Source organism: Mycetocola sp. JXN-3 (assembly GCF_014522285.1).
Lineage (GTDB): Bacteria > Actinomycetota > Actinomycetes > Actinomycetales > Microbacteriaceae > Mycetocola > Mycetocola saprophilus.
In genome coordinates, this window is record NZ_CP041635.1 from 431,773 (window position 1) to 456,230 (window position 24,458).

The 24,458-nt window shown below is 63.6% G+C and carries 30 protein-coding genes and 1 riboswitch; all 30 genes read left to right on the forward strand.

Annotated elements, in window-relative coordinates; translation table 11 throughout:
• Positions 1–170: 170 nt before the first annotated feature.
• On the forward strand, positions 171–923 hold the full coding sequence (locus C7C57_RS02030; protein ID WP_187977411.1) for a hypothetical protein: 753 nt from the start codon (positions 171–173) through the stop codon (positions 921–923).
• 24 nt (positions 924–947) lie between these two features.
• Positions 948–1,670: a hypothetical protein gene (locus C7C57_RS02035; protein WP_187977412.1), complete on the forward strand. Its 723-nt coding sequence runs from the start codon at positions 948–950 to the stop codon at positions 1,668–1,670.
• Between the two features lie 218 nt (positions 1,671–1,888).
• The gene (locus tag C7C57_RS02040) at positions 1,889–2,611 is read left to right on the forward strand and encodes a hypothetical protein (protein WP_187977413.1); all 723 of its coding nucleotides are present in this window, start codon (positions 1,889–1,891) and stop codon (positions 2,609–2,611) included.
• A 190-nt stretch (positions 2,612–2,801) separates the two neighbouring features.
• A complete protein-coding gene (locus C7C57_RS02045; protein WP_187977414.1) occupies positions 2,802–3,626 on the forward strand; it encodes a hypothetical protein in 825 nt (274 codons plus the stop codon).
• Positions 3,627–3,749: 123 nt separating this feature from the next.
• Positions 3,750–5,198: a hypothetical protein gene (locus C7C57_RS02050; RefSeq protein WP_187977415.1), complete on the forward strand. Its 1,449-nt coding sequence runs from the start codon at positions 3,750–3,752 to the stop codon at positions 5,196–5,198.
• Between the two features lie 9 nt (positions 5,199–5,207).
• On the forward strand, positions 5,208–5,717 hold the full coding sequence (locus C7C57_RS02055) for a hypothetical protein (protein ID WP_187977416.1): 510 nt from the start codon (positions 5,208–5,210) through the stop codon (positions 5,715–5,717).
• 61 nt (positions 5,718–5,778) lie between these two features.
• A riboswitch (M-box (ykoK) riboswitch) is annotated at positions 5,779–5,946 on the forward strand.
• Positions 5,947–6,242: 296 nt separating this feature from the next.
• The gene (mgtA, locus tag C7C57_RS02060; protein WP_187977417.1) at positions 6,243–8,993 is read left to right on the forward strand and encodes a magnesium-translocating P-type ATPase; all 2,751 of its coding nucleotides are present in this window, start codon (positions 6,243–6,245) and stop codon (positions 8,991–8,993) included.
• A 118-nt stretch (positions 8,994–9,111) separates the two neighbouring features.
• Positions 9,112–9,870, forward strand: a complete 759-nt coding sequence (locus C7C57_RS02065) for an MgtC/SapB family protein (RefSeq protein ID WP_187977418.1) — start codon at positions 9,112–9,114, stop codon at positions 9,868–9,870.
• Positions 9,871–10,318: 448 nt separating this feature from the next.
• On the forward strand, positions 10,319–10,957 hold the full coding sequence (locus tag C7C57_RS02070; RefSeq protein ID WP_030147977.1) for a hypothetical protein: 639 nt from the start codon (positions 10,319–10,321) through the stop codon (positions 10,955–10,957).
• Between the two features lie 404 nt (positions 10,958–11,361).
• Positions 11,362–11,736, forward strand: a complete 375-nt coding sequence (gene rpsL, locus C7C57_RS02075; protein WP_030147978.1) for a 30S ribosomal protein S12 — start codon at positions 11,362–11,364, stop codon at positions 11,734–11,736.
• Entirely contained in the window at positions 11,736–12,206 is a 471-nt protein-coding gene (gene rpsG, locus C7C57_RS02080) for a 30S ribosomal protein S7 (protein WP_030147979.1), read from the forward strand. Before rpsL ends, rpsG begins: the two co-directional genes overlap by 1 nt.
• A 96-nt stretch (positions 12,207–12,302) precedes the next feature.
• On the forward strand, positions 12,303–14,417 hold the full coding sequence (gene fusA / locus C7C57_RS02085) for an elongation factor G (RefSeq protein WP_030147980.1): 2,115 nt from the start codon (positions 12,303–12,305) through the stop codon (positions 14,415–14,417).
• A 158-nt stretch (positions 14,418–14,575) separates the two neighbouring features.
• Positions 14,576–15,769: an elongation factor Tu gene (gene tuf / locus C7C57_RS02090; RefSeq protein WP_030147981.1), complete on the forward strand. Its 1,194-nt coding sequence runs from the start codon at positions 14,576–14,578 to the stop codon at positions 15,767–15,769.
• Positions 15,770–15,953: 184 nt separating this feature from the next.
• Positions 15,954–16,169 (forward strand): antitoxin, encoded by a 216-nt coding sequence (locus C7C57_RS02095; protein ID WP_030147985.1) that lies wholly within the window; start codon positions 15,954–15,956, stop codon positions 16,167–16,169.
• A gap of 540 nt (positions 16,170–16,709) precedes the next feature.
• Positions 16,710–17,018: a 30S ribosomal protein S10 gene (gene rpsJ, locus C7C57_RS02100; protein ID WP_030147986.1), complete on the forward strand. Its 309-nt coding sequence runs from the start codon at positions 16,710–16,712 to the stop codon at positions 17,016–17,018.
• Positions 17,019–17,026: 8 nt separating this feature from the next.
• On the forward strand, positions 17,027–17,683 hold the full coding sequence (gene rplC / locus C7C57_RS02105; protein ID WP_030147987.1) for a 50S ribosomal protein L3: 657 nt from the start codon (positions 17,027–17,029) through the stop codon (positions 17,681–17,683).
• 5 nt (positions 17,684–17,688) lie between these two features.
• Positions 17,689–18,378, forward strand: coding sequence for a 50S ribosomal protein L4 (rplD, locus tag C7C57_RS02110; RefSeq protein WP_030147988.1), 690 nt, complete (start codon positions 17,689–17,691; stop codon positions 18,376–18,378).
• Positions 18,375–18,677: a 50S ribosomal protein L23 gene (gene rplW, locus C7C57_RS02115; RefSeq protein ID WP_030147989.1), complete on the forward strand. Its 303-nt coding sequence runs from the start codon at positions 18,375–18,377 to the stop codon at positions 18,675–18,677. The genes rplD and rplW overlap by 4 nt, the downstream gene beginning before the upstream one ends.
• An 18-nt stretch (positions 18,678–18,695) precedes the next feature.
• Entirely contained in the window at positions 18,696–19,535 is an 840-nt protein-coding gene (gene rplB, locus C7C57_RS02120) for a 50S ribosomal protein L2 (RefSeq protein WP_030147990.1), read from the forward strand.
• Positions 19,536–19,547: 12 nt separating this feature from the next.
• Entirely contained in the window at positions 19,548–19,829 is a 282-nt protein-coding gene (rpsS, locus tag C7C57_RS02125; RefSeq protein ID WP_030147991.1) for a 30S ribosomal protein S19, read from the forward strand.
• Positions 19,830–19,853: 24 nt separating this feature from the next.
• Positions 19,854–20,219 carry a 50S ribosomal protein L22 gene (gene rplV, locus C7C57_RS02130; RefSeq protein WP_030147992.1) on the forward strand — a complete coding sequence of 122 codons (366 nt, stop codon included), beginning with the start codon at positions 19,854–19,856 and terminating at the stop codon, positions 20,217–20,219.
• Positions 20,219–20,971 carry a 30S ribosomal protein S3 gene (gene rpsC / locus C7C57_RS02135; RefSeq protein ID WP_030147993.1) on the forward strand — a complete coding sequence of 251 codons (753 nt, stop codon included), beginning with the start codon at positions 20,219–20,221 and terminating at the stop codon, positions 20,969–20,971. Before rplV ends, rpsC begins: the two co-directional genes overlap by 1 nt.
• Positions 20,971–21,390, forward strand: a complete 420-nt coding sequence (rplP, locus tag C7C57_RS02140; protein WP_030147994.1) for a 50S ribosomal protein L16 — start codon at positions 20,971–20,973, stop codon at positions 21,388–21,390. The genes rpsC and rplP overlap by 1 nt, the downstream gene beginning before the upstream one ends.
• Positions 21,390–21,710, forward strand: coding sequence for a 50S ribosomal protein L29 (gene rpmC, locus C7C57_RS02145; RefSeq protein ID WP_030147995.1), 321 nt, complete (start codon positions 21,390–21,392; stop codon positions 21,708–21,710). The genes rplP and rpmC overlap by 1 nt, the downstream gene beginning before the upstream one ends.
• 2 nt (positions 21,711–21,712) lie before the next feature.
• The gene (gene rpsQ / locus C7C57_RS02150) at positions 21,713–22,012 is read left to right on the forward strand and encodes a 30S ribosomal protein S17 (RefSeq protein ID WP_187977419.1); all 300 of its coding nucleotides are present in this window, start codon (positions 21,713–21,715) and stop codon (positions 22,010–22,012) included.
• A gap of 32 nt (positions 22,013–22,044) precedes the next feature.
• The gene (gene rplN / locus C7C57_RS02155; RefSeq protein WP_030147997.1) at positions 22,045–22,413 is read left to right on the forward strand and encodes a 50S ribosomal protein L14; all 369 of its coding nucleotides are present in this window, start codon (positions 22,045–22,047) and stop codon (positions 22,411–22,413) included.
• Positions 22,414–22,415: 2 nt separating this feature from the next.
• Positions 22,416–22,775, forward strand: a complete 360-nt coding sequence (rplX, locus tag C7C57_RS02160) for a 50S ribosomal protein L24 (protein WP_030147998.1) — start codon at positions 22,416–22,418, stop codon at positions 22,773–22,775.
• The gene (gene rplE, locus C7C57_RS02165) at positions 22,775–23,356 is read left to right on the forward strand and encodes a 50S ribosomal protein L5 (RefSeq protein WP_030147999.1); all 582 of its coding nucleotides are present in this window, start codon (positions 22,775–22,777) and stop codon (positions 23,354–23,356) included. Before rplX ends, rplE begins: the two co-directional genes overlap by 1 nt.
• Before the next feature lie 159 nt (positions 23,357–23,515).
• Positions 23,516–23,914 (forward strand): 30S ribosomal protein S8, encoded by a 399-nt coding sequence (rpsH, locus tag C7C57_RS02170; protein WP_030148000.1) that lies wholly within the window; start codon positions 23,516–23,518, stop codon positions 23,912–23,914.
• A 6-nt stretch (positions 23,915–23,920) separates the two neighbouring features.
• Entirely contained in the window at positions 23,921–24,457 is a 537-nt protein-coding gene (gene rplF / locus C7C57_RS02175; protein WP_030148001.1) for a 50S ribosomal protein L6, read from the forward strand.
• Position 24,458 lies beyond the last annotated feature (1 nt).

Here is a 24,458-nt window from a genome sequence, read left to right on the forward strand (position 1 = left end):
TAAACTGGGAGTAATTCATCACGCTGGGAACGTGGTTGATCGGGGTGTGGCCGGCACGGGGATTTCTGACCGGGGTGCATCCAGGTTGATCGAGGCTCCGCCTCTCCCGGTACGGCACGGGTCAAACGACCCATTAATTGGCGCGCCAAGACGCGAGAAAAGGAACCATCATGACCACACCCGAGGGCCCCAACGTTCCGGAAGAATTTCCGGCGGAGGCCTCATCCACCGAGTCAAAAAAATCGCGCACGGGTCTGTGGATCGGTATCGGCATTGCGGTTTTGGTGGTGATTGCGGTGGTGATAGCCGTGGTCTCGGGTGCGTTTAGTGGCGGGAAAACGGCGGAGTCTCCGAGCCCGAGCGCCGAGGTATCGGCCTCCGCTTCGGCCTCGCCCAGCCCGTCGGCGACGCCGTCGGAAACTCCGATTCCGTCGGCATCCCCGACCGCTCCGGTCCGCGTGGCCGTCCCCACCGACTGCAAGGCCGTATTCACCCCCGCATTTTTGCAGAAGATTGAGGGTGACCCCAACTACCCGCTGAACAACCCCGATGTGGGCCAGGACAGCAGCCGTGACGAGCAGATCATCGCCCTGACTAAGACCCTCGAGCCGCGCATCTTCTGCAGCTGGGGTGGCCCCAGCGAGAGTGGCGCGAATACCACCGTCGCCGCCGTCACCGACGCTCAGGCCGCCACGGTGAATGCCCGGATGGCGGACATGGGTGCCACCTGCACCGAGGTCGATGGTGGAACCCGCTGCGTATTCAGCCGGGTCCGCGCCGAGAACCACGAACAGTACGGAATGTACGCGGGGGTCGTGGAAAGCTCCTTCACCCGGGACGGGCTGTGGATCAGCACCGAACAGGTGAACTTCCTCAGCGAGGACTACCTACAGGACTCCATTACCGCCATCTTCGGCAACTAGCTCAGCGGCAGGAAAGAGAACATCATGACTACTCCGAACACCCCCGAGCACGGTGCCGAACACGTGCAGCGTCCCCGCCGAACCGGCTTGTGGATTGGCATCGTGGTTGCCATTCTGGTTGTGGCCGGCCTCATCATCGCCGCGGTTGCCGGTGCTTTCTCGGGCGGGAACAATGCGGCATCCGTGAGCCCAAGACCGTCGGTCAGCGCCTCTGCCTCGCCCAGCGCCACGCCTTCGGCCGAGCCGAGTGTCGTCCCGTCTCCCAGCGCGCCGACACGGGTGAGCGTCCCCACCGATTGTCGGGCGGGATTCTCGGCAGGGCTTCAGAAAAAGTTCGCCGAGAGCTCGCAGGAAACCCCGCTGAACGACCCGAACACGTCGGGCGGCGGGACCTCGGATGCGCAGCTGATTGCGCTGATCGAGACCCTCCACCCGAGCCTCGAGTGCCGCTGGGGCGGCCCCGGGGATTCCGGAGCGTCCACAACCTTCAGCGCGGTGGATGACGCCCAGGCCGCCATCGTCAACGCTCGGATGAAGGCCAACGGTGCCGAATGCACGCAGGCCCAGGGAGGAACCCTGTGCATCATGCCCCTGTGGACCAGCGAAGAGAACCCCTGGGCCGGGGAGGGCGCCGGGATTCTCGAAAGCTCCTTCATTCGGGATGGGCTGTGGGTGAGCACTCGACAGATCAACTTCATGAAGGACGACTATCTGCAGGATTCCATCACCACGGTGTTTGGGTCTTAGGCCCTCCTTCGCCGGACACGACGGGTTCCCGGACGCTTGACCGCGTCCGGGAACCCGTTGCTCATTCACCAGGGAACAACGCCGGGACCGACGGGCGACGGTCGCAACTCGGTAACAAAGCGCTTGGAGTAGCCCGTGAAGTAGGCCGTTCGCGGCCCGACTGCTTATTCTAGAAAGGGCGTGCTCGCGCCGATCACTCACCGAGGGAAGGGTCTGACATGACCGAATCCGGACCGACGTCCGATCCGGCCGCACCCGCGTCCCCGCCCTCGCGTTTTCGCCTTCTGATCATCATTGCCGTGGTGGCGCTGCTGGTTGTTGTGGTCGGGGTGACCCTGGTGCTCCGTGGAGCCTCGGGTACCAAGGACTCCGCGCGGCCCAAGGCCACCGCCGCGCAGGGCCCGTCGGCGTCCCCCTTGACGGAACCCTCGGCGACCCCGGAGTCGGTGAATTCAGCGGAGCCTGCGCCCACCACTGCCGCGATCGAGCTGCCCGCGAGCTGCCAGGCCATCTACTCGGGCCCGATGTTCTCGTCGCTGCGCGCGCTGGAACTGCCGCTGAACGACCCCTCGCTGGCGGATGAGACGGGCACCGCGATTCCCGAACTCGATACCCTGCTGCGCGCGAATCCCGGCCTGCACTGTTCCTGGGGTTTGCCCAGCGAACTCGGGATCAACACCAACGTGACGCTGATCGATCCGGCAGCGGCTCAGAACATCGAGGCGGCGTTGGTCGCCCGCGGTGCCACCTGCGAGGACAAGGACGACGGCACCCTCTGCACCCTGATTCACGTGGGACCGGGCGTCGAGGGATGGGCCGAGGGGGATCCCCAGGCGGGGGAGAACCACTTCTTCCGCGATAACGCGTGGATCGCCACCCACTGGAGCACGGTCGAGATGAACGGGTACACCCCGGACATCGTGCATACGCTCTGGCCCTAATGAGAACTTGGCCCTAACTAGGTCTTGGCCCCGGCCGGCGTCTCGCCGAGATCGCGAGCGACCGCTGGGTGATCCCCGTGGAGGGTGTGTCAAACCCGCGTCCCGGACGCATCGATCACCGGAGCATGGCAGACTTGAATGATCCGAGGTGCCGATGGGATCGGCACCGCACCGCGACCGAAGGGCGAGCGTGAGCGAGAATCCCCCGTACCCGCCCCGATCCGAGGGACCCGACGAGGCCGGGATCACCCCCGAACCGCTCGGTGCCACCCCCGATCCGCTGATTACCGGGGGCATCCCCGCACTGCCGCTGAGAGTGCCGCCCATCCCCGCACCGCGTCGCGCACGCGGACCGCGCTGGGTCGTGGGCATTCTGGCATCCTTCCTGGTGCTCGTGGCGATGATCGCCGGGGTGATTGCGATGGACAACGGCGCCTTCAACCTTTCGGCCCCCGCCTCGACGAGCGGCAGCTCGGGCGAGCGTCCCCGCCCGGAGGTGGTTCCCGGCCCCGTCCCGGTCACCGTTCCCACCCCCTCGGCCTCGCCCTCCGTCACCGAGACGCCGGTGGCCGAGGGGCTGCCCGCGAACTGTGATGCGCTGTACTCGGATGCTTTCAAGACGGCCCTGGCGGCGGATGGCGACCCCAATACCGCCGCGGGTCTCGCCTATCAGCCCACCACCGATACGCTGCTGGCACCCCTGCTGGCCACCCCCGGATCCCTGCGCTGCAGCTGGGGAGACCCGACAACCAGGGGCCTGCTCACCACGATTGCCTCGATCGGGAAAACCCAGGCCGCCAACGTGGTCACCCGGCTGGAGAGCCTCGGTGCCAAGTGCTACGCGGAGTTTTCCGGTACCCGGTGCGTGCGCAGCATGACCGGATCGGGCGGCGGTCCCCGGGGAGAATCTCACCTGTTGCGAAACGGAATCTGGATCTCCACCTACTGGACCGCGTTTAGTCCCGATGGGTACACCGCGGAACTCGCCAAGCACGTTTTCCCCGCCGCCAGATAGCGTCCGCGGCACGCGTCATTTTGCGTGCTGACCGGCCCCGCTCCCACCAAATCGCCCGTTGTGGCGATAGGGTATGCCCAAGCGAGCGCGAAATAACGACCCGCAGTGAGTGAGGAGTATCGCATGCCCGAGAACACCACCGGTGCCGAGCAGCCGGATTCTGACGCGACCGAGCCGGTTTCGCCGCCCCTGACCAAGCCCGCCGATCCCGCCACCGCGACCCCCGCCGAGGAGACCACCGTCACCGCGACGGTTCGTGACCTGGGTGAGGAGATTACCGGAGCGCCGCAGGACGCCGCCACCGCGGGCCTGCCCACCGAGCCCTCCCCGATTCCGTCGGCCGCCTGGAGCCCGCTGGGGGAGGCCGCCGACGCCGCTCCCGAGCGGAAATCAGGGGCCGTGGCTCCTGCCGAGGCTCACTCCGCCGCCGACTCAGAGGCCGCCACCGCTGACTCACACCTCGACGCCAACGATGCTCCCGCCGTTGTCGCCGATGCTCACCTCGACGCCTCGGGGGAAGACTCGGCCGAGCCCTTCGTCGTGGATGCCTCGGGTGCGATCGATGTGCCCCTCGCGGAGGCCACCCCCGTATCCGATGCCGCGCCGGCGGAAGCCCCGGTGCCTGCCTCCTTGGCGGACGCTGCCCCCGAGACTACCGCGCCCGAGGCCGTTGCCCCCGCCGCTGTCGCCCCCACTCCTGTCACTCCCGCCGTTGCCGCCTCGGGACTCCCGCTGGTGGACCCGGCGCCCCCGGTGGATCCCGCGCCCCCGGTTCGTCACTCGGGGATTGTCCTCGATCCCGCGCCGCAGCCCGACCGCGGGCTGGCCGGGCAGATTCGCGCGGCCGCCTCGACGCCCCCGTCCGCACCGGTCGCCGACGAGGAATGGGTGGGGACCGAAACCGTGGCCTTGGACGCCTCCGAGTTGCCGAACGCATCGACCACCCAGTCGGCCGAGCACGCGGCGACGATCCTGCCACCCGAACCTCAGCCCGAACCGGTGGCCGCCCCCGCTCCCACGGTCACCGCGCCGGCGGTGTATGTGGAGGCCCCCGAGCGCCCCCGCCGTGCCGGCAACCGGCTGGCGGGCATCCTGATCGGGATCCTGGCAACCCTCGTGTTTGCCGCCGCCTTCTTCGGGGCAAATTACGGCGTACGGGTCCTGACCCATGAGCCCACCGAGCCGCTGCCGCTGATCTCCTCGGCCTGGTTCTGGGGGGCGACCGCCTTCTTCTTCCTGGGCACCGTCCTGATGGCGGCGATCATCAACCGTGGTGCCTGGTGGACCCATGTCCTCGGAGGCATCCTGGTGGGCCTGTTTGCCGCCGCGGGAACCGTGGGCGGTTTGCTCCTCGCCGATGCCTATACGATCTTCCCCGAGGATCTTGGCACCGCGTTGATCGAGCGCACCTTCAGCGTCCCGACCCTGATCGCCTTTATTGTGGGCCGCGAGGTTCCGGTCTGGTTCGGTCTGTGGGTCTCGGCTCGCGGACGTCGCCTGACCCTGCGTAACCAGGAGGAGCTGGCCGAGTACGAGCGCCAGATTGACGCGGGCCCGCAGCTGGCTCGCTAGCCGGTCCGAATGACCACCCCTCGCCCCTCCCTCGCTCGCGCGGCGGGCTATACGGCGGCGGCCACGCTGGTCTACCTGGCCGGGGTGATCGCCGGGTTTGGGATGGTGAGCCTGTTCACCGATACCGAGGTTGTGGACGAGCCCGCACTGGGTACCCTGCCGGGACCGATCGCGATCGTGGTGACCGGGGTACTGTTTGCGCTCGGTGCGCTCCGGGCCCTCGATCGCGCCGGCCGCGGGGATGCCGCGGCCGAGAGCTGGGCTACCCGGATCCTCAGCGCCTTCTGGATCGGGCTGGCGGTGCTGGCGGGATACACCGCGAGCCTGGTGATCGCGCTGGTGTGGAACGGTCTGGACGAGTTCACCCCAGCCCTCGTGCACACCCTGCTGCGCCCCTATCCCTGGACCGCTGCGGCGATCGCCAGCGCGATCATCCTGGCCCTCCTGCCGCTCTCGGCGGCGGCCCTGCGCGGTCACACCCCGCGTCGCTGGTACTGGGAAGACGACGAAACCGAGTAGTTCCTGAGCGCGAAGAACAAACGGTTGTGCGCGGTCGGCAAAGTCGTGCTATGTTTTTCCCGCAGCACTTCGTTAGGCGAGGCTCCTGCACGAATATAGGCCACTGATCTGACGACGTCGAGAGACGCCCAAGATTAGGACAGGTTCTCCCGGATTAAGGGTTAACCCCAAGTGGCTTCCCGCGAGGGATACGTCGTGCAGTGCCAAAGCTCTTACGTGGAGGTAGCGCACCGAAGCCCCCCAAAGCTTCATGCCTTCACGCGCGTGGGAGTGTGTGCATATGTGAAGGAGGTGACCGCGATGAGCGCGGACCATAGTCGTTCGTACCTGACTACCCCAGTACGCGGCCGCCTGGAGAACACTCCGGCCCTGTAGCCGCATGTCCCGATCCTCAGCGTGATCGGGGCGAGTTTATGTCCCGTTGCGAGCCCTCGTAACCGGTGTTCGTCGATGATTCGTCTCCCCAATTGAGGCGGTAATTGTCGCGCCCGGATTCGATCTCGCCGGTTTGAGAAGAGATTCATCATGCGTTTCCCCACCAGCGGCTTCGATGAGGCCACCACGAGCTTCGAGGCGGCAACCCCGCCGCCCACCCGTCCCACCCGCAACCCGCGCCGTTTCACCGAGACCGCCGGCAAGGGGCTGAGCGCCGCACAGCAGGAACTGCTCCTGCTGGCCACCCACCGCGAGGCCGAGGCCACCATCCTCGCCCAGCAGAGCACCCTCAACGGCCTGACCCCGGATCAGGTGCGCGAGCGCACCGACCGCTTCGGTGCCAACGAGATCGGTCGGGACAAGCCGGCCCCCGCTATTGTCCAGTTCCTGAAGACCTTCCTCAACCCGTTCATCCTGATCCTGCTGTTCCTGGTGGGCGTGATGTGGGTGACCGATGTGTGGATGGCCGACCCGGCCGATGGTCCCGACTACACCGGCATGATCACCGTGAGCATCATGGTGCTGGTCTCGGCCGTGCTGCGCTTCTGGCAGGAGTACCGCTCGGCCAAGTCCGCGCAGAAGCTCTCGGCGATGGTGCGCACCACGACCGCGGTGACCCGCCTGGTGGACGGGACCGCGGTGACCCGCGAGCTGCCGATCACCGACGTGGTCCCCGGCGACGTGCTGCAGTTCGCCGCCGGCGACATGCTGCCCGCCGATGTGCGCTTCCTGCGCACCAAGGACCTGCAGCTCAACCAGGCCATGCTGACCGGCGAGGCCCTGCCCGCCGAGAAGACCATCGAGGCCGCCCGGAAGGTGCAGATCGCGGACATCCTGGACGCCCCGAACCTGGGGTTCATGGGTACCTCGGTGGTATCCGGCTCGGGTACCGCAATCGTCATCGGCACCGGCGACAACTCCTACTTCGGCACGATGGCTCGCACCCTGGTGGGGGCGCGTCCGGAGACCGCGTTTGACGTGGGCATCCGCCGGGTATCCTTCACCCTGATCCGCTTCATGCTGATCATGGTCCCGGTGGTGTTCATCATCAACGGCCTGACCAAGGACTGGACCACCGCACTGCTCTTTGGCGTAACCACCGCCGTGGGTCTCACCCCGGAAATGCTCCCGCTGATCGTGACCGCCAACCTCGCCAAGGGTGCCCAGCACATGGCGAAGCACAAGGTGATTGTGAAGCGTCTGAACTCGATCCAGAACCTCGGGGCGATGGACATCCTGGCCACCGATAAGACCGGCACCCTGACCGAGGACCGGATCGTGCTTGAGCGTCACCTGGACGTGGACGGCCGCAGCAGCGAGTCGACCCTCGGCTACGGCGCGATCAACGCCCACTTCCAGACCGGTCTGCGCAACCTCCTGGACGGCGCGGTGCTGACCGCCGCCGGCGAGGACGAGCTGGACCGGATCACCGCCGAGTACACCTACGTCGACGAGATGCCCTTCGACTTTGTGCGCCGCCGGATGTCCGTGGTGGTGGGGGACGGATTCACCCACACGATCATCACCAAGGGTGCGGTCGAGGAGGTCATGGGCCTCTGCACCACCGAGCTGCACGGCATGGAGCAGCGTCCGCTGTCGGCCATGCGGCTGATGGAGCTTGAGGACCTGGTCGCCGAGCAGAACGCGCTGGGACTGCGGGTGCTCGCCGTCGCGATCAAGACCATCGATGAGGTGGGTCCCGAGGGTGATGAGACCGAGTACACCCTGGCCGATGAGCAGAACATGACCCTGGTTGGGTTCCTCGCGTTCCTCGACCCGCCCAAGGCCAGCGCGGCCGAGGCGATCCGTCAGATCCAGGCTCACGGCACCACCGTCAAGGTCATCACCGGCGACAACGCACTGGTAGCTGCAACCGTGGGCCGTGAGGTGGGGCTGGATGTGGGCACCATCGTGACCGGACCCGAGATCGAGAACCTGAGCCTGGTGGAGCTGGGCGAGCTCGCCGAAACCACCACCATCTTTGCCAAGATCACCCCGACCCAGAAGGCCCGCATCGTCGAGGCGATGCGCACTCACGGACACACGGTGGGCTTCCTGGGTGACGGCATCAACGATGCCCCCGCCCTGCGCACCGCGGATGTGGGTATCTCGGTGGACACCGCGGTGGACATCGCCAAGGAGTCGGCCGACATCATCCTGCTGGAAAAGGACCTCACCGTGCTTGAGCAGGGCATGATCGAGGGCCGCCGCACCTTCATCAACACGATGAAGTACATCTCGATGACCGCCTCCTCCAACTTCGGCAACATGTTCTCGGTCCTGGTGGCCAGTGCCCTGCTGCCGTTTATCCCGATGATCCCGATCGTGGTGCTGGTGCAGAACCTCACCTACGACCTCTCGATGCTCACCCTGCCCTGGGACAAGGTGGACCCCGAGGACCTGAAGAAGCCCCGCGCCTGGGAGAGCAAGAGCCTCAGCCGGTTCATGATCCGGATCGGTCCGCTCTCCTCAATCTTCGACATCACCACGTTTGCCCTGATGTGGTTTGTCTTCGCCGCCAACACCCCCGAGCACGCCGCGCTGTTCCAGTCCGGCTGGTTCATCGAGTCGATCATCTCGCAGACCCTGATCGTGCACCTGCTGCGCACCCGGAAGCTCCCCTTCATCCAGTCGCGGGCCAGCCTCTCGGTGCTGCTGGCCACCGGGGCCGTGTGCGTCTTTGGTCTGGTGCTGCCCTTTATCGGGTGGGGGCAGAGCCTCGGCTTGGTGCCGCTGCCCTGGACCTACTTCCCCTGGCTGATCGCCACCCTGGCCGCCTACTGCGTGGTGGTTCAGCTGGCCAAGCGTCGCTTCATCGCTCGCTTCAACTCCTGGATCTAACCGGCAGATCCCTTCCCGAAATCCCAGTCGGCCGGTGCCGCGTGTTTACCCATGCGACACCGGCCGCACCTATGCTTCCTGGCGCGGTCACCCGCGTCCGCCTCGATCGGAGACCCTCATGACCATCACCACCCTGACCCCAGAATTCTTTGGCATCGTCTCCGGTTCACCGGTAGATCTTGCCCTGCGTGTGGGCATCGGCGCGTTCCTCGGTGCGGCCATCGGCTTCGAGCGGCAGTGGCGTGCGCGCACCGCCGGGGTACGCACCAATGCCCTGGTGAGCCTCGGAGCCGCCCTGTTCGTGGTGATGGGGGCGTTTAGCTTCAACGGCCCCGACGCCGATCCCACCCGGGTGGCCGCCCAGATCGTCTCGGGCATCGGTTTTCTCGGTGCCGGCGTGATCATGAAGCAGGGGGCCACGATCTCCGGGCTCAACACCGCGGCGACCCTCTGGGCTTCGGCCGCGGTGGGCGCGCTCGCCGGGGGCGGGCTCTACCTGGTGGCGCTCGGGGGAGCGGCGGCGATCATGCTGGCCAACACCCTGCTACGCCCGCTCGGGCGTGCCCTGGATCGTCGCCGCGGCGAGGAGGGACGCGAGCACCCGGCCGCCGAGTACCGGTTCGAGGTGTACTGCCCGGTGGACGCCGAGGGGGCCGTGCGCTCGCTGGTGTTTGACGCGGTCCACCGCCCCGAGTTCACGGTGCTCTCGATCGATGCCCTTGACCTGCCCGATGACAAGGGGGTGCGCATCACCGCGATGATCCGCTCGGATGAGCGTAACGACCGTGAAATCGAGGAGGCCATCGCCGAGGTCATCCGGACCCCGGCGGTCACCGCCGTGCGCTGGAGCGCCGAGGAGATGGCCGAAACGGACTAGCCCGCCGAGCCTGAGTCTGCTCGTGCCGGAACCGAGCGACTTAGAACGTCCGCAGAGGTGTGGGCGACCTCGGTGTAGCCTTTCATCCGGCCTTCGCCGAAAAGGCGCGTGAATTCGGCAGGCTGAGCGGGAGTGGTATCGAGCGGATCCGTGGGCTTGAACTGCGACATTCTGAGACCTCCTCGTCATCGCGGCGCGTCTACGACTCTGTTAGAGTCCCAGCGTACGTTGCGCACCGCTCACCCAGCTATTCGGGTCCGGTCGCCAGATGTGAATAGCTGCAAAAGGGGCCGCAAGGCCCCCTTTGTGCGTCTGCCCAGGTTTGAAACGTCTGAGGCGGGGCCGCCTTTCGAGCCCCCACACACTCCGAGTGCTTTTTCTCCGACCGATCCAGGAAAAGTCGCGGTGGATACTGGTTTCCGCCCGGCGATCGGGTTACGCTCGCGGTATGGATCGGACGCTGGAGGACCGGGTTGCGGCCGCCGTGCGCTCATGGGGCCGCTGGGTTCCGCGCTGGCAGCCGGGGGAGTCGCGTGCGCGCACCCGCCCGTGCCGGCTCTGTCTGGGTTCCCCGCTGCTGGGACATGCCGGACTTGACACCGACGTGCCCCACGCGGTCGGACACGCCCTGTCTACCCGACTCAAGCGCATCACCGATGCCGAGGTGGCCGATTACACCGAGAAAAACCTGCCGACGTTGGCCGCCGAACTCGGTCGGGCCGAGGAGCGGACTCGGCGCAGCTATCGCCCGCAGGAGGGGCTGGATCCCGAATTTGAGGGGTTGCCGCTGGATCCCGAGCCCGAACCGGGAGCGCCATTCCTGTTCACCCTGGCCGGACTCGCACGGGACAGCTCCCGGGATCTGCCCCCGCCGCCACCGCTCAGCGAGGAGGCCAAGGCGGCCCTGCGCATCGAGATTCGCCTGGCCGATGAGTGTGGGCAGCATGCGGTGGCCCTGATCGGTCGGGCCCTCGAGCAGTACCGTCCCGAGATTAGACAGACCCTCGCGCGCCACGTGGAACCTCAGATCCAGGCACTCATGGCGGATCTTCAGCGGGAGCTCAATGTGCCCCCGCTTTCGGGCTAGGAACGCGTCCGCAGGGGGCCCGCTCGGGTCGGGCGTGTCATCGAGGGGTGGGAATCGGACACTTCCGCATGAATTCGCGCGAAAGTCCGTTTGACCCGAGCGTTATCCGGGCATAGAATCGAGGGGTGTGCGTTTTGGCGTGCCTGCTCAAAAAAATCCCCGGATTTTGAGGGAATTTACGTCGCCTCGTCACACACCCGGGTGCATCTGTTTCGATAGATGACCCCCACGGCATACCCACGGTTTATGGTCCGGCCTTTTTGGCGGACTGGTGGGTCATATGAGACCGGGCCGAGCAATCGGAACGGACGAACATGTAGATACCGCCCCGAGACTCGTCTCGGAGTGGTCAATGCTAAAAACATGTCATTGCTGTCACCGTGCAGCACAAACAAGGAGAAGTAGTGCCAACTATTCAGCAGTTGGTCCGGAAGGGGCGTACGCCGAAGGTCACTAAGACCAAGGCTCCCGCTCTGAAGGCCAATCCCCAGCAGCGTGGTGTTTGCACCCGTGTGTACACCACCACCCCGAAGAAGCCGAACTCGGCGATGCGTAAGGTCGCTCGTGTGAAGCTCTCCAACGGCACCGAGGTCACCGCCTACATTCCCGGCGAGGGCCACAACCTGCAGGAGCACTCGATGGTGCTCGTGCGCGGCGGTCGTGTTAAGGACCTCCCCGGTGTGCGTTACAAGATCGTTCGCGGCGCTCTCGACACTCAGGCAGTGAAGAACCGCAAGCAGGCTCGTAGCCGCTACGGCGCCAAGAAGGAGAAGAAGTAATGCCTCGTAAGGGACCCGCTCCGAAGCGCCCCGTCGTTGCCGATCCGGTATACGGCGCTCCGATCGTCAGCCAGCTCGTAAACAAGATCCTCGTCGATGGTAAGAAGTCCCTCGCCGAGCGCATCGTGTACGACGCACTGGCTGCCGTTTCCGCCAAGAACGGCCAGGACGCCGTTGTGACCCTGAAGAAGGCGCTCGACAACGTGCGCCCGACTCTTGAGGTTCGCAGCCGTCGTGTTGGTGGTTCGACCTACCAGGTGCCGGTTGAGGTTAAGCCTCACCGTGCCAACACTCTCGCACTGCGCTGGCTCGTGTCCTACGCCAAGGGCCGCCGCGAGAAGACGATCATCGAGCGTCTCACCAACGAGATTCTGGATGCATCGAATGGTCTGGGCGCCGCTGTGAAGCGTCGTGAAGACACCCACAAGATGGCCGAGTCGAACCGGGCATTCGCTCACTACCGCTGGTAGCGAGAGTTCCGTTCGCGGGCGGGCAGGATTTTTTCCTGTCCGCCCGTGGATGGGCCCGAGTTCGGCTTCCCGACCTACTAAATATCGGAGGAACCCGTGGCACTTGACGTGCTCACCGACCTGAACAAGGTCCGCAACATTGGCATCATGGCGCACATCGATGCCGGTAAGACCACTACGACCGAGCGCATCCTTTTCTACACCGGTGTGAACCACAAGATCGGTGAGACCCACGACGGCGGTGCCACCACCGACTGGATGGAGCAGGAGCAGGAGCGCGGCATCACGATCACGTCTGCCGCCGTGACCTGTTTCTGGAACAAGAACCAGATCAACATCATCGACACCCCCGGTCACGTTGACTTCACCGTTGAGGTAGAGCGCTCGCTCCGCGTCCTCGACGGCGCCGTCGCCGTGTTCGACGGCAAGGAGGGCGTTGAGCCCCAGTCCGAGACCGTGTGGCGTCAGGCTGACAAGTACAACGTTCCGCGTATCTGCTTCGTCAACAAGATGGACAAGCTGGGTGCTGACTTCTACTTCACCGTAGACACCATCGTCAACCGCCTGGGTGCCAAGCCGCTGGTTATCCAGCTGCCCATCGGCTCCGAGAGCGAGTTCGAGGGTGTTGTTGACCTCGTCGAGATGAACGCTAAGACCTGGCGCGGAGACGCAAAGGGTGACGTTCAGATGGGCGCCAAGTACGCCACCGAGGAGATCCCCGAGGACCTCAAGGAGAAGGCTGCGGAATACCGCACCGCTCTGCTGGAGACCGTCGCCGAGACCGACGACGCCCTCATGGAGAAGTACTTCGGCGGCGAAGAGCTGACCATCGCCGAGATCAAGGGCGCGATCCGTAAGCTCACCGTTAACTCGGAGATCTACCCGGTTCTGTGTGGCTCGGCCTTCAAGAACCGTGGTGTGCAGCCGATGCTGGACGCCGTTGTTGACTACCTCCCCTCGCCGCTGGACGTTGGAGCCATCGAGGCTCGCGACGTGCGCGACGAAGAGGTCATCATCGAGCGCAAGCCCGACGCCTCGGAGCCCTTCGCGGCTCTGGCCTTCAAGGTTGCCGTGCACCCCTTCTTCGGTCGTCTGACCTACGTACGTGTCTACTCGGGTTCGGCTGAATCCGGTGAGGGCATCTACAACGCCACCAAGGGTAAGAAGGAGCGCATCGGAAAGATCTTCCAGATGCAGGCCAACAAGGAGCTCCCCGTTGACCGCGTTACCGCCGGTCACATCTACGCCGTGATCGGTCTGAAGGACACCACCACCGGTGACACCCTGACCGACCCGAACAACCAGGTTGTTCTGGAGTCGATGACCTTCCCCGAGCCCGTCATTGAGGTTGCAATTGAGCCCAAGACCAAGGCCGACCAGGAGAAGCTCGGTACCGCTATCCAGAAGCTGGCTGAAGAGGACCCGACCTTCCGGGTTGAGCTCAACCAGGAGACCGGTCAGACCGTCATCAAGGGTATGGGTGAGCTTCACCTGGACATCCTCGTTGACCGTATGAAGCGCGAGTTCAAGGTTGAGGCCAACGTGGGTAAGCCCCAGGTTGCCTTCCGTGAGACCATCCGTCGCACGGTTGACAAGCACGACTACACCCACAAGAAGCAGACCGGTGGATCCGGTCAGTTCGCGAAGATCCAGTTCGGCATCGAGCCGATCGAGGTCACCGAGGACACCATCTACGAGTTCGACAACAAGGTCACCGGTGGCCGTATTCCGCGTGAGTACATCCCCTCGGTTGACGCCGGATTCAAGGATGCGCTTCAGGTTGGTGTGCTCGCCGGCTACCCCGTCGTGGGTGTCAAGGCGAACCTGCTTGACGGTGCCGCGCACGACGTCGACTCCTCGGAGATGGCGTTCAAGATTGCGGGCTCGATGGGTATGAAGGAGGCTCTGCGCAAGGCGAACCCCGTCCTGCTCGAGCCGCTCATGGCCGTTGAGGTCCGTACCCCCGAAGAGTACATGGGTGACGTTATTGGTGACCTGAACTCTCGTCGTGGACAGATTTCTTCGATGGAGGACGCCTCCGGTGTGAAGGTTATTCGCGCCGCTGTTCCGCTTTCGGAGATGTTCGGATACGTCGGTGACCTGCGCTCGAAGACCTCGGGTCGCGCCGTCTACTCGATGACTTTCGAAAGCTATGCTGAGGTCCCCAAGGCTGTTGCCGAGGAGATCATTCAGAAGAACCAGGGCGAATAGCCCCTGCGCTGCCTGGCGCGTCGTCGCTGACCTACGCTACATTTGCGACGACGCGCCGGGACACCGGCGAAACCTAGTAACATATATTGACAATCCCTGTGGTGTGCCGCGTGCAATCCAGCGCGTGAACACATTGCACAAGTCCTGAGGAGGACCCAGTGGCTAAGGCCAAGTTCGAGCGGACCAAGCCGCACGTAAACATCGGAACCATCGGTCACGTTGACCACGGTAAGACCACCCTTACCGCGGCCATCTCGAAGGTTCTGGCTGACACCTACCCGTCGGCAACCAACGTTCAGCGCGACTTCGCTACCATCGACTCCGCTCCCGAGGAGCGTCAGCGTGGTATCACGATCAACATCTCCCACGTGGAGTACGAGACCGAGAAGCGTCACTACGCACACGTTGACGCCCCGGGTCACGCCGACTACATCAAGAACATGATCACCGGTGCCGCTCAGATGGATGGCGCAATCCTCGTGGTTGCCGCTACCGACGGTCCGATGGCTCAGACCCGTGAGCACGTTCTGCTCGCCAAGCAGGTTGGTGTTCCCTACCTGCTCGTCGCACTGAACAAGTCCGACATGGTTGAGGACGAGGAGATCCTGGAGCTCGTTGAGCTCGAGGTTCGCGAGCTGCTCTCCAGCCAGAGCTTCGATGGCGACGACGCTCCGGTCGTGCGCGTTTCGGCTCTGAAGGCCCTCGAGGGCGACGAGAAGTGGGTCGGCCAGATCCTCGAGCTCATGAAGGCTGTTGACGAGAACATTCCGGACCCGGTTCGTGACCGCGACAAGCCCTTCCTGATGCCCGTTGAGGACGTCTTCACCATCACCGGTCGTGGAACCGTTGTGACCGGCCGCGCCGAGCGTGGAACCCTCGCCATCAACTCCGAGGTTGAGATCGTTGGACTGCGTCCGACCGTCAAGACCACCGTGACTGGTATCGAGATGTTCCACAAGCAGCTCGACGAGGCATGGGCCGGCGAGAACTGTGGTCTGCTGCTCCGCGGTACCAAGCGTGAGGACGTAGAGCGCGGTCAGGTTATCGTGAAGCCGGGTTCGGTTACCCCGCACACCAACTTCGAGGGCACCGCCTACATCCTGTCCAAGGATGAGGGTGGCCGTCACAACCCGTTCTACGCGAACTACCGCCCGCAGTTCTACTTCCGCACCACCGACGTGACCGGCGTCATCACCCTCCCCGAGGGTGTCGAGCTGGTTCTCCCCGGTGACACCGTGGACATGACCGTTGAGCTGATCCAGCCCATCGCCATGGAAGAGGGCCTCGGCTTCGCAATCCGTGAGGGTGGCCGCACCGTTGGTGCTGGTACCGTCACCTCGATCACCAAGTAATTTCGGTTACTTTCTGATCTAGCGACTAGCTAAACAAAACCCCCGCAGACTTCGGTCTGCGGGGGTTTTGTGATTCCCGCCCCGAATGGGGGCCACGGGGAAGGTTGTGCGGGTTTCGGGTGCGCGCGAGAATAATCGCACGCCGCCACTTTCGCGGCCGCTCGCGAATGCAAGGGGAAATGCAATGGGACTCGAAGATCTGGTGAACAAGGCCAAGGGCCTCGTCGGCGACAACGCCGCGGCGGTCAACGACGCAATCCACAGTGAAAAGGCCGAGGAGATCAGCGACAAGGTGCTGGACGGCGCCTCGGACCTGGCCAACAAGGTCACCGGCGGCAAGTTCGCCGACCAGGTGCAGTCTGCCCGCGACGCCGCGGACAAGGCGATCGGTAACGAGTAGCGTTACCGCCCAAACCACCGGATTCGGGGTTCGATGCGTGGGCATCGGGCCCCGAGTTTTTGTCATCGGGGGAGGGGGCGGAGGAGGTATTTGAATCCCGGGCGTGTTGTATGGGTGGGCGCCCCGTTTTGCCGCGAGAAATCAAGGCACACAATCCGACACGCGCGGGTTGCATAAAGTGCCCGTCTCTGCCAGAATCGAGAGGTTCGACTTTTTCTTGGGGCACAGCTGTGTCCGGGGAAATAACCGGCCGATCGTGTCTGTGGAATGTGAGTAATCATACGCCGCGGGCCACGTCCGGGTAGACACAACATAATCTCCACTCCTCGAACAGGTGGCACCTCGGTGCCGGCCGAAAATCAGGGGTGGGGAACCCATCGTCGGAACCGGGAAACCGAAGCCGCGCGGTAGGTCACGTTGATAGCGAAATAGTGGTGCGACACCTAGGAGTACCCCACGGGGGAGCTGCAAAGCTCTAGCCGTGATGAAGCGCGTCCAATGCGGGAGACCGTAAGACGCAAGACAGAATGAGAGTCACTAATGGCGGGACAGAAGATCCGCATTCGACTTAAGTCGTATGACCACGAGGTCATCGACTCCTCGGCACGCAAGATCGTTGACACGGTCACCCGTGCCGGCGCAACCGTAGTTGGCCCCGTGCCGCTGCCGACCGAGAAGAACGTGGTTTGTGTAATCCGTTCTCCCCACAAGTACAAGGACAGCCGGGAGCACTTTGAAATGCGCACCCACAAGCGTCTGATTGACATTGTCGACCCGACCCCCAAGGCCGTTGATTCGCTGATGCGTCTCGACCTGCCGGCGGACGTCAACATCGAGATCAAGCTGTAGGGGCAATCATGGTTACGCAGAACAAGACCGTTAAGGGTCTGCTCGGCACCAAGCTCGGCATGACTCAGGTGTGGGACGAGAACAACAAGCTCGTACCCGTTACCGTTATCGAAATCGCTCCGAACGTTGTCACCCAGGTGCGCAACCTCGAGGTAGATGGATACGCTGCCGTGCAGATCGCTGCCGGTCAGATCGACCCGCGCAAGGTGAACAAGCCCGACGCAGGTCACTTCGAGAAGGCCGGGGTTACCCCGCGCCGTCACCTCACCGAGGTGCGCACCGCTGACGCCGCTGAGTACGCTCTCGGCCAGGAGCTCACCGTGGAGGCAACCTTCGAGGCCGGCCAGAAGGTCGACGTCGTTGGAACCTCTAAGGGTAAGGGTTTCGCCGGTGTGATGAAGCGCCACGGCTTCGGCGGCGCTCCGGCATCGCACGGTGCCCACCGCAACCACCGTAAGCCCGGTTCGATCGGTGGCGCGTCCACCCCGGGTCGCGTTTTCAAGGGCCAGCGCATGGCCGGCCGGATGGGTGGTGAGCGTGTTACGGTTCTGAACCTGCACGTCCACGCCATCGACGCCGAGAAGGGTCTCCTGCTCGTTAAGGGCGCGGTTCCCGGTGCGCGTGGTCGTCTCGTATTCGTCCGCACCGCCGTGAAGGGAGCCTAATTTCCATGGCTACCAAGATTGACGTTCTGGACGCGAAGGGCAAGAAGGCAGAGGCTGTAGAGCTTCCCGCCGAGATCTTCGACGTCGTTACCAACGTCCCGCTGATTCACCAGGTCGTCGTCGCGCAGCTTGCTGCCGCACGTCAGGGTACCCACAGCACCAAGACCCGCGGAGAGCGCTCCGGCGCCGGCCGCAAGCCGTTCAAGCAGAAGGGAACCGGTCGCGCTCGTCAGGGCTCGATCCGTGCTCCTCAGATGGTTGGCGGTGGAATCGTCCACGGACCGACCCCGCGTGACTACGCACAGCGCACCCCCAAGAAGATGATTGCTGCCGCCCTGCGCGGTGCACTGTCCGACCGGGCCCGCGGTGAGCGTCTGCACGTTGTGTCGACCCTCGCACTGAGCGAGACCCCGTCGACCAAGGTCGCCGCTACCTACCTGGACACCATTGCTTCCTCGCGTCACGTGCTCATCGTTATTGAGCGCAACGACGAGGTCGGCGCTCTGTCCGTTCGCAACATCCCCGAGGTCCACGTGATCCACCCGGATCAGCTGAACGCCTACGACGTGCTCGTCTCCGACGACATCGTTTTCACCAAGGGTGCCTTCGACGCTTTCGTCGCCGGTCCGGTGGCAGGCAAGTCGGCTAAGTCCGTGGCTTCGTCGGCCGAGGTGACCGAGGAGGTCTCCGCATGAGCATCATCGTAAACAAGGACCCCCGCGACGTCATTCTGGCTCCGGTTGTCTCCGAGAAGAGCTACGCTCTGATCGACGAGGGCAAGTACACCTTCGAGGTTGACCCCCGTTCGAACAAGACCGAGATCAAGCTCGCGATCGAGAAGATCTTCGATGTGCAGGTTGCATCGATCTCGACCCTGAACCGTAAGGGTAAGACTCGTCGTACCCGCTTCGGTCTGGGCAAGCGCAAGGACACCAAGCGCGCGATCGTCACGCTCAAGTCCGGTTCCATCGACATCTTCACCGCTGTCGGCTAGGGAGCATAAGGAATAATTATGGCTATTCGCAAGTACAAGCCGACGACCCCGGGTCGTCGTGGATCGAGCGTTTCGGACTTCGCCGAAATCACCCGTTCGACCCCCGAAAAGTCGCTGCTGCGCCCCCTGTCGAAGACCGGTGGACGTAACAACCAGGGTCGCATCACGACCCGTCACATCGGTGGTGGCCACAAGCGCCAGTACCGCGTGATCGACTTCCGTCGTAACGACAAGGACGGCGTGAACGCTCGCGTCGCTCACATCGAGTACGACCCCAACCGCACCGCTCGTATCGCGCTGCTGCACTTCGTTGACGGAACCAAGCGTTACATCATCGCTCCGGACAAGCTGAAGCAGGGCGACATCGTCGAGTCGGGTGCCGGCGCTGACATCAAGCCCGGTAACAACCTGCCGATGAAGAACATCCCCACCGGTACCGTGATCCACAACATTGAGCTCCGCCCCGGTGGCGGCGCCAAGATGGCTCGCTCCGCTGGTGCTTCGGTTCGTCTCGTCGCCAAGGATGGCCCCTACGTGCAGCTGCGTCTGCCCTCGGGTGAAATCCGCAACGTTGACGCTCGCTGCCGCGCCACCATTGGTGAGGTCGGTAACGCCGAGCAGTCGAACATCAACTGGGGTAAGGCCGGACGTAACCGCTGGCGCGGTATCCGTCCGACCGTCCGTGGTGTTGCCATGAACCCGGTTGACCACCCGCACGGTGGTGGTGAGGGTAAGACCTCCGGTGGTCGTCACCCTGTGTCCCCCTGGGGCCAGAAGGAAGGCCGTACCCGTCGCCCCAACAAGGAAAGCGACAAGCTCATTGTTCGTCGCCGTACCGTCGGTAAGAAGCGTAAGTAGAGGACGTAGAAGATGCCACGCAGTCTTAAGAAGGGCCCCTTCGTTGACGATCACCTGCTTCGCAAGGTCGTCAAGCAGAACGAGGCCAAGAGCCAGAACGTGATCAAGACCTGGTCGCGCCGTTCGATGATCGTTCCCGCCATGCTGGGTCACACCATCGCGGTACACGACGGTCGCAAGCACATCCCGGTGTTCGTCACCGAGACCATGGTCGGTCACAAGCTGGGCGAGTTCGCCCCGACTCGTACCTTCCGCGGTCACGTGAAGGACGACAAGAAGGGCCGTCGCCGCTAAGGCGGCGACGATTAGGAGGAAATAATGGTGGAGTCAATCGCACGCGTGCGACACATCCGCGTCACCCCCATGAAGGCCCGTCGCGTTATCAACCTGGTGCGTGGAAAGCAGGCCGTTGAGGCCCTCGCTATCCTGAAGTTCGCACAGCAGGGTGCATCCGAGCCGATTTACAAGCTCGTCGCATCCGCCATGGCTAACGCCCGGGTGAAGGCCGACAAGGACAACCTGTTCCTGGACGAGGCCGACCTGTACATCAAGAGCGCATATGTAGACGAGGGGACCACGCTCAAGCGTTTCCAGCCTCGTGCTCAGGGTCGCGCTTTCCAGATCAAGAAGCGCACCAGCCACATCACTGTTGTGCTCGCCACTCCTGAGGAGGGTACGAAGTAATGGGTCAGAAAGTAAACCCTTACGGCTTCCGCCTGGGCATCACCACCGACCACGTGTCGCGTTGGTTTGCCGACAGCACCAAGCCGGGCCAGCGTTACGCCGACTACGTAGCCGAGGACGTGAAGATCCGCAGCTCGCTGCAGACCTCCCTCGACCGCGCAGGCGTTTCGAAGATTGAGATCGAGCGCACCCGCGACCGTGTACGGGTGGACATCCACACCGCACGTCCGGGTATCGTCATCGGTCGCCGTGGAGCCGAGGCCGAGCGCATCCGCGCCGACCTGGAGAAGCTCACCGGCAAGCAGATCCAGCTGAACATCCTCGAGGTCAAGAACCCCGAGGCCGACGCTCAGCTGGTTGCTCAGGGTATCGCTGAGCAGCTCACCGCACGTGTGGCCTTCCGCCGCGCAATGCGTAAGGGCCTGCAGGGCGCACAGCGCGCCGGCGCCAAGGGTGTTCGCATCCAGGTGTCGGGTCGTCTGGGCGGCGCCGAGATGAGCCGTTCGGAGTTCTACCGCGAGGGTCGCGTGCCGCTGCACACCCTTCGTGCGAACATCGACTACGGCTTCTACGAGGCCAAGACCACCTTTGGTCGGATCGGCGTTAAGGTCTGGATCTACAAGGGTGACATCACCAACAAGGAACTCGCTCGCGAGCAGGCCAACACCAAGGGCCGCAACGAGCGTAACGACCGGCCCCGTCGCGCCCCGCGCGCTGCTGAGGCGCCGGTGGCAGAAGGAGCTAGCGCCTAATGTTGATTCCCCGTCGTGTAAAGCACCGTAAGCAGCACCGTCCGCACCGGACCGGTCACGCTACCGGTGGCACCACCGTAAGCTTCGGCGAGTATGGCATCCAGGCTCTGACCCCCGCTTACGTGACCAACCGTCAGATCGAGTCCGCTCGTATCGCCATGACCCGTCACATCAAGCGTGGTGGAAAGGTGTGGATCAACATCTACCCCGACCGTCCGCTGACCAAGAAGCCCGCCGAAACCCGCATGGGTTCCGGTAAGGGTTCGCCCGAGTGGTGGGTCGCCAACGTCAAGCCGGGCCGCGTGCTCTTCGAGGTTGCTGGAGTCCCCGAGACCCTGGCCCGCGAGGCACTCACCCGTGCAATCCACAAGCTGCCCCTCAAGGCACGCATCATCAAGCGCGAGGAGGGCGACGCATAATGGCGATCGGTTCCAAGGAGCTCACCCCGAGCGAGCTCGACACTTTTGAAAACGAACGACTGGTAGACGAGCTGCGGAAGGCAAAGGAAGAACTCTTCAACCTGCGCTTCCAGTCCGCTACCGGTCAGCTGGAGACTCACGGACGCCTGCGCGCCGTGCGTCGCGACATCGCCCGTATTTACACGGTGATCCGCGAGCGCGAGCTGGGTATTCGGGCCACTCCGGCTCCGGTGGAGGCTGCCCCCAAGAAGGCTGCCGCCAAGAAGAGCAAGAAGACCGAGGCCGCTGAGGCCGAGGTCGCCGACACGAAGGAGGCCTAGGCATGGCTACCGCTAAGGAAAACGCGGCCGCAGCCGACGTCACGGAGACCGCTCGCGGTTACCGTAAGACCCGTCGTGGCTACGTTGTCAGCAACAAGATGGACAAGACCATCGTCATCGAGGTTGAGGACCGCGTCAAGCACGCTCTCTACGGCAAGATCATCCGCCGTACCTCGAAGATCAAGGCTCACGACGAGCAGAACACCGCCAGTATCGGTGACCACGTTCTGATCGCCGAGACTCGGCCGCTGAGTGCTACCAAGCACTGGCGCCTGGTCGAGATCCTCGAGAAGGCCAAGTAGTCCTTCGGGCCTACTTTGTAAAGGAGTAAATAGTGCTTCAGCAGGAATCACGACTCAAGGTTGCCGATAACACCGGCGCCAAGGAGCTGCTCACGATCCGCGTTCTCGGTGGCTCCGGCCGTCGTTACGCCGGTCTCGGCGACACCATCGTTGCAACCGTCAAGGACGCAATCCCCGGTGGAAACGTCAAGAAGGGTGACGTCGTCAAGGCCGTCATCGTTCGCACCAAGAAGGAAACCCGTCGTCCCGACGGTTCCTACATCAAGTTCGACGAGAACGCTGCCGTTATCCTCAAGGCCGACGGCGAGCCCCGTGGAACCCGTATCTTCGGACCGGTCGGTCGCGAGCTTCGCGACAAGAAGTTCATGAAGATCATCTCGCTGGCTCCGGAGGTGCTGTAACTATGGCGAACATCAAGAAGGGTGACCTGGTTCAGGTCATCACCGGTGCCACCCAGGCCCGCGGCGGCGACCGCGGCAAGCAGGGCAAGGTTCTCTCGGTTAACAACGAGACCAACCGCGTCGTGGTTGAGGGCGTAAACTACGTCACCAAGCACGTGCGTCAGGGCCAGACCCAGCGCGGCACCAAGACCGGTGGCATCGAGACCGTCGAGGCAGCCATCCACATCTCGAATGTGGCCCTGGTTGACCCCGAGTCGAAGAAGCCGACCCGCGTCGGACACCGTAACGAAGAGGTAGTGAAGGACGGCGTCAAGAAGACTGTCCGCGTTCGCTACGCCAAGAAGTCTGGTAAGGATCTCTAATGACTGACACCGCTGCCGCGTCGGCTGGCAAGATCCAGCCGCGCCTGAAGCAGAAGTACCGTAGCGAGATCGCTCCGGCACTGAAGGAAGAGTTTGGCTTCGCCAACGTTCACCAGATTCCGGGAATCGTTAAGGTTGTCGTGAACACCGGTGTCGGTGAAGCCGCTCGTGACTCGAAGGTGATCGAGGGTGCTATCGCAGACCTCATCAAGATCACCGGACAGAAGCCCCAGGTCACCCTGGCCCGCAAGTCCATCGCACAGTTCAAGCTGCGCGAGGGTCAGGCCATCGGCGCCCACGTCACCATGCGTGGAGACCGTGCCTGGGAGTTCTTGGACCGCCTGATCAACCTGGCCCTGCCCCGTATCCGGGACTTCCGCGGCCTGAGTGACAAGCAGTTCGATGGAAACGGTAACTACACCTTCGGTCTGACCGAGCAGAGTGTGTTCCACGAAATCGACCAGGACAAGATCGATCGCGTGCGCGGTTTCGACATCACCGTCGTGACCACCGCCAAGACCGATGACGAGGGTCGCGCGCTGCTCAAGGCGCTCGGCTTCCCGTTCAAGTCCGGGAACTAATTCCGTTCGATTGAACGCGGGCGCGGTTCATGCTGTAGAGTATGCACCGCGCCCGTTTTCGGGCGGTACTTAGGGTGCTCGCAGCCGCGGCACCCTCCCACCACAGGTCGCCTGTCGTGTAACGGCAGTCGAAACCTGGTGTTTAAAGGAAAATTAAACATGACAATGACAGATCCGGTCGCAGACCTGCTGACCAGACTGCGCAATGCCAACTCGGCACACCACGACTCCGTGTCGATGCCGAGCAGCAAGCTCAAGAAGAACATCGCATCCATCCTCGAGCGCGAGGGGTACATTGCTGGTTGGAAGGTGGAGGCCGCCCGCGTGGGTGAGACTCTGTCCCTCGACCTCAAGTACGGCCCCAACCGTGAGCGTTCGATCGTCGGCATCAAGCGAGTTTCGAAGCCGGGCCTGCGCGTATACGCAAAGTCCACCGAAATTCCTCAGGTTCTTGGCGGCCTCGGTGTTGCCATCCTGTCCACCTCCTCCGGTCTGCTGACCGACCGTGAGGCCGAGAAGAAGGGCGTGGGCGGAGAAGTTCTCGCCTACGTGTGGTAATCCGACATGTCGCGTATTGGAAGACTTCCCATTCAGATCCCCGCGGGTGTCACCGTAGCCATCGACGGCCAGAACGTCGCGGTTAAGGGACCCAAGGGAGAGCTGAGCCTCGTAGTGGCCAACCCGATTGAGGTTGCACTCGAGGAGAACCAGGTTCTGGTTACCCGTCCGAACGACGAGCGCGACTCGCGTTCGCTGCACGGCCTGACCCGTACCCTGATCAACAACCAGATCATCGGTGTCACCGATGGTTACACCAAGGGCCTTGAGGTCGTTGGTACCGGTTACCGTGTTGCACTGAAGGGCGCGAACCTGGAGTTCGCTCTCGGCTTCTCGCACCCGGTTGTTGTCGAGCCCCCGGCCGGCATCACCTTCTCCGTTGAGGGCAACAACAAGGTCACCGTGGCCGGCATCGACAAGCAGGCCGTCGGTGAGGTTGCCGCCAACATTCGCAAGATCCGCAAGCCTGAGCCCTACAAGGGTAAGGGTGTGCGTTACGCCGGCGAGATCGTACGCCGCAAGGCCGGAAAGGCTGGTAAGTAAC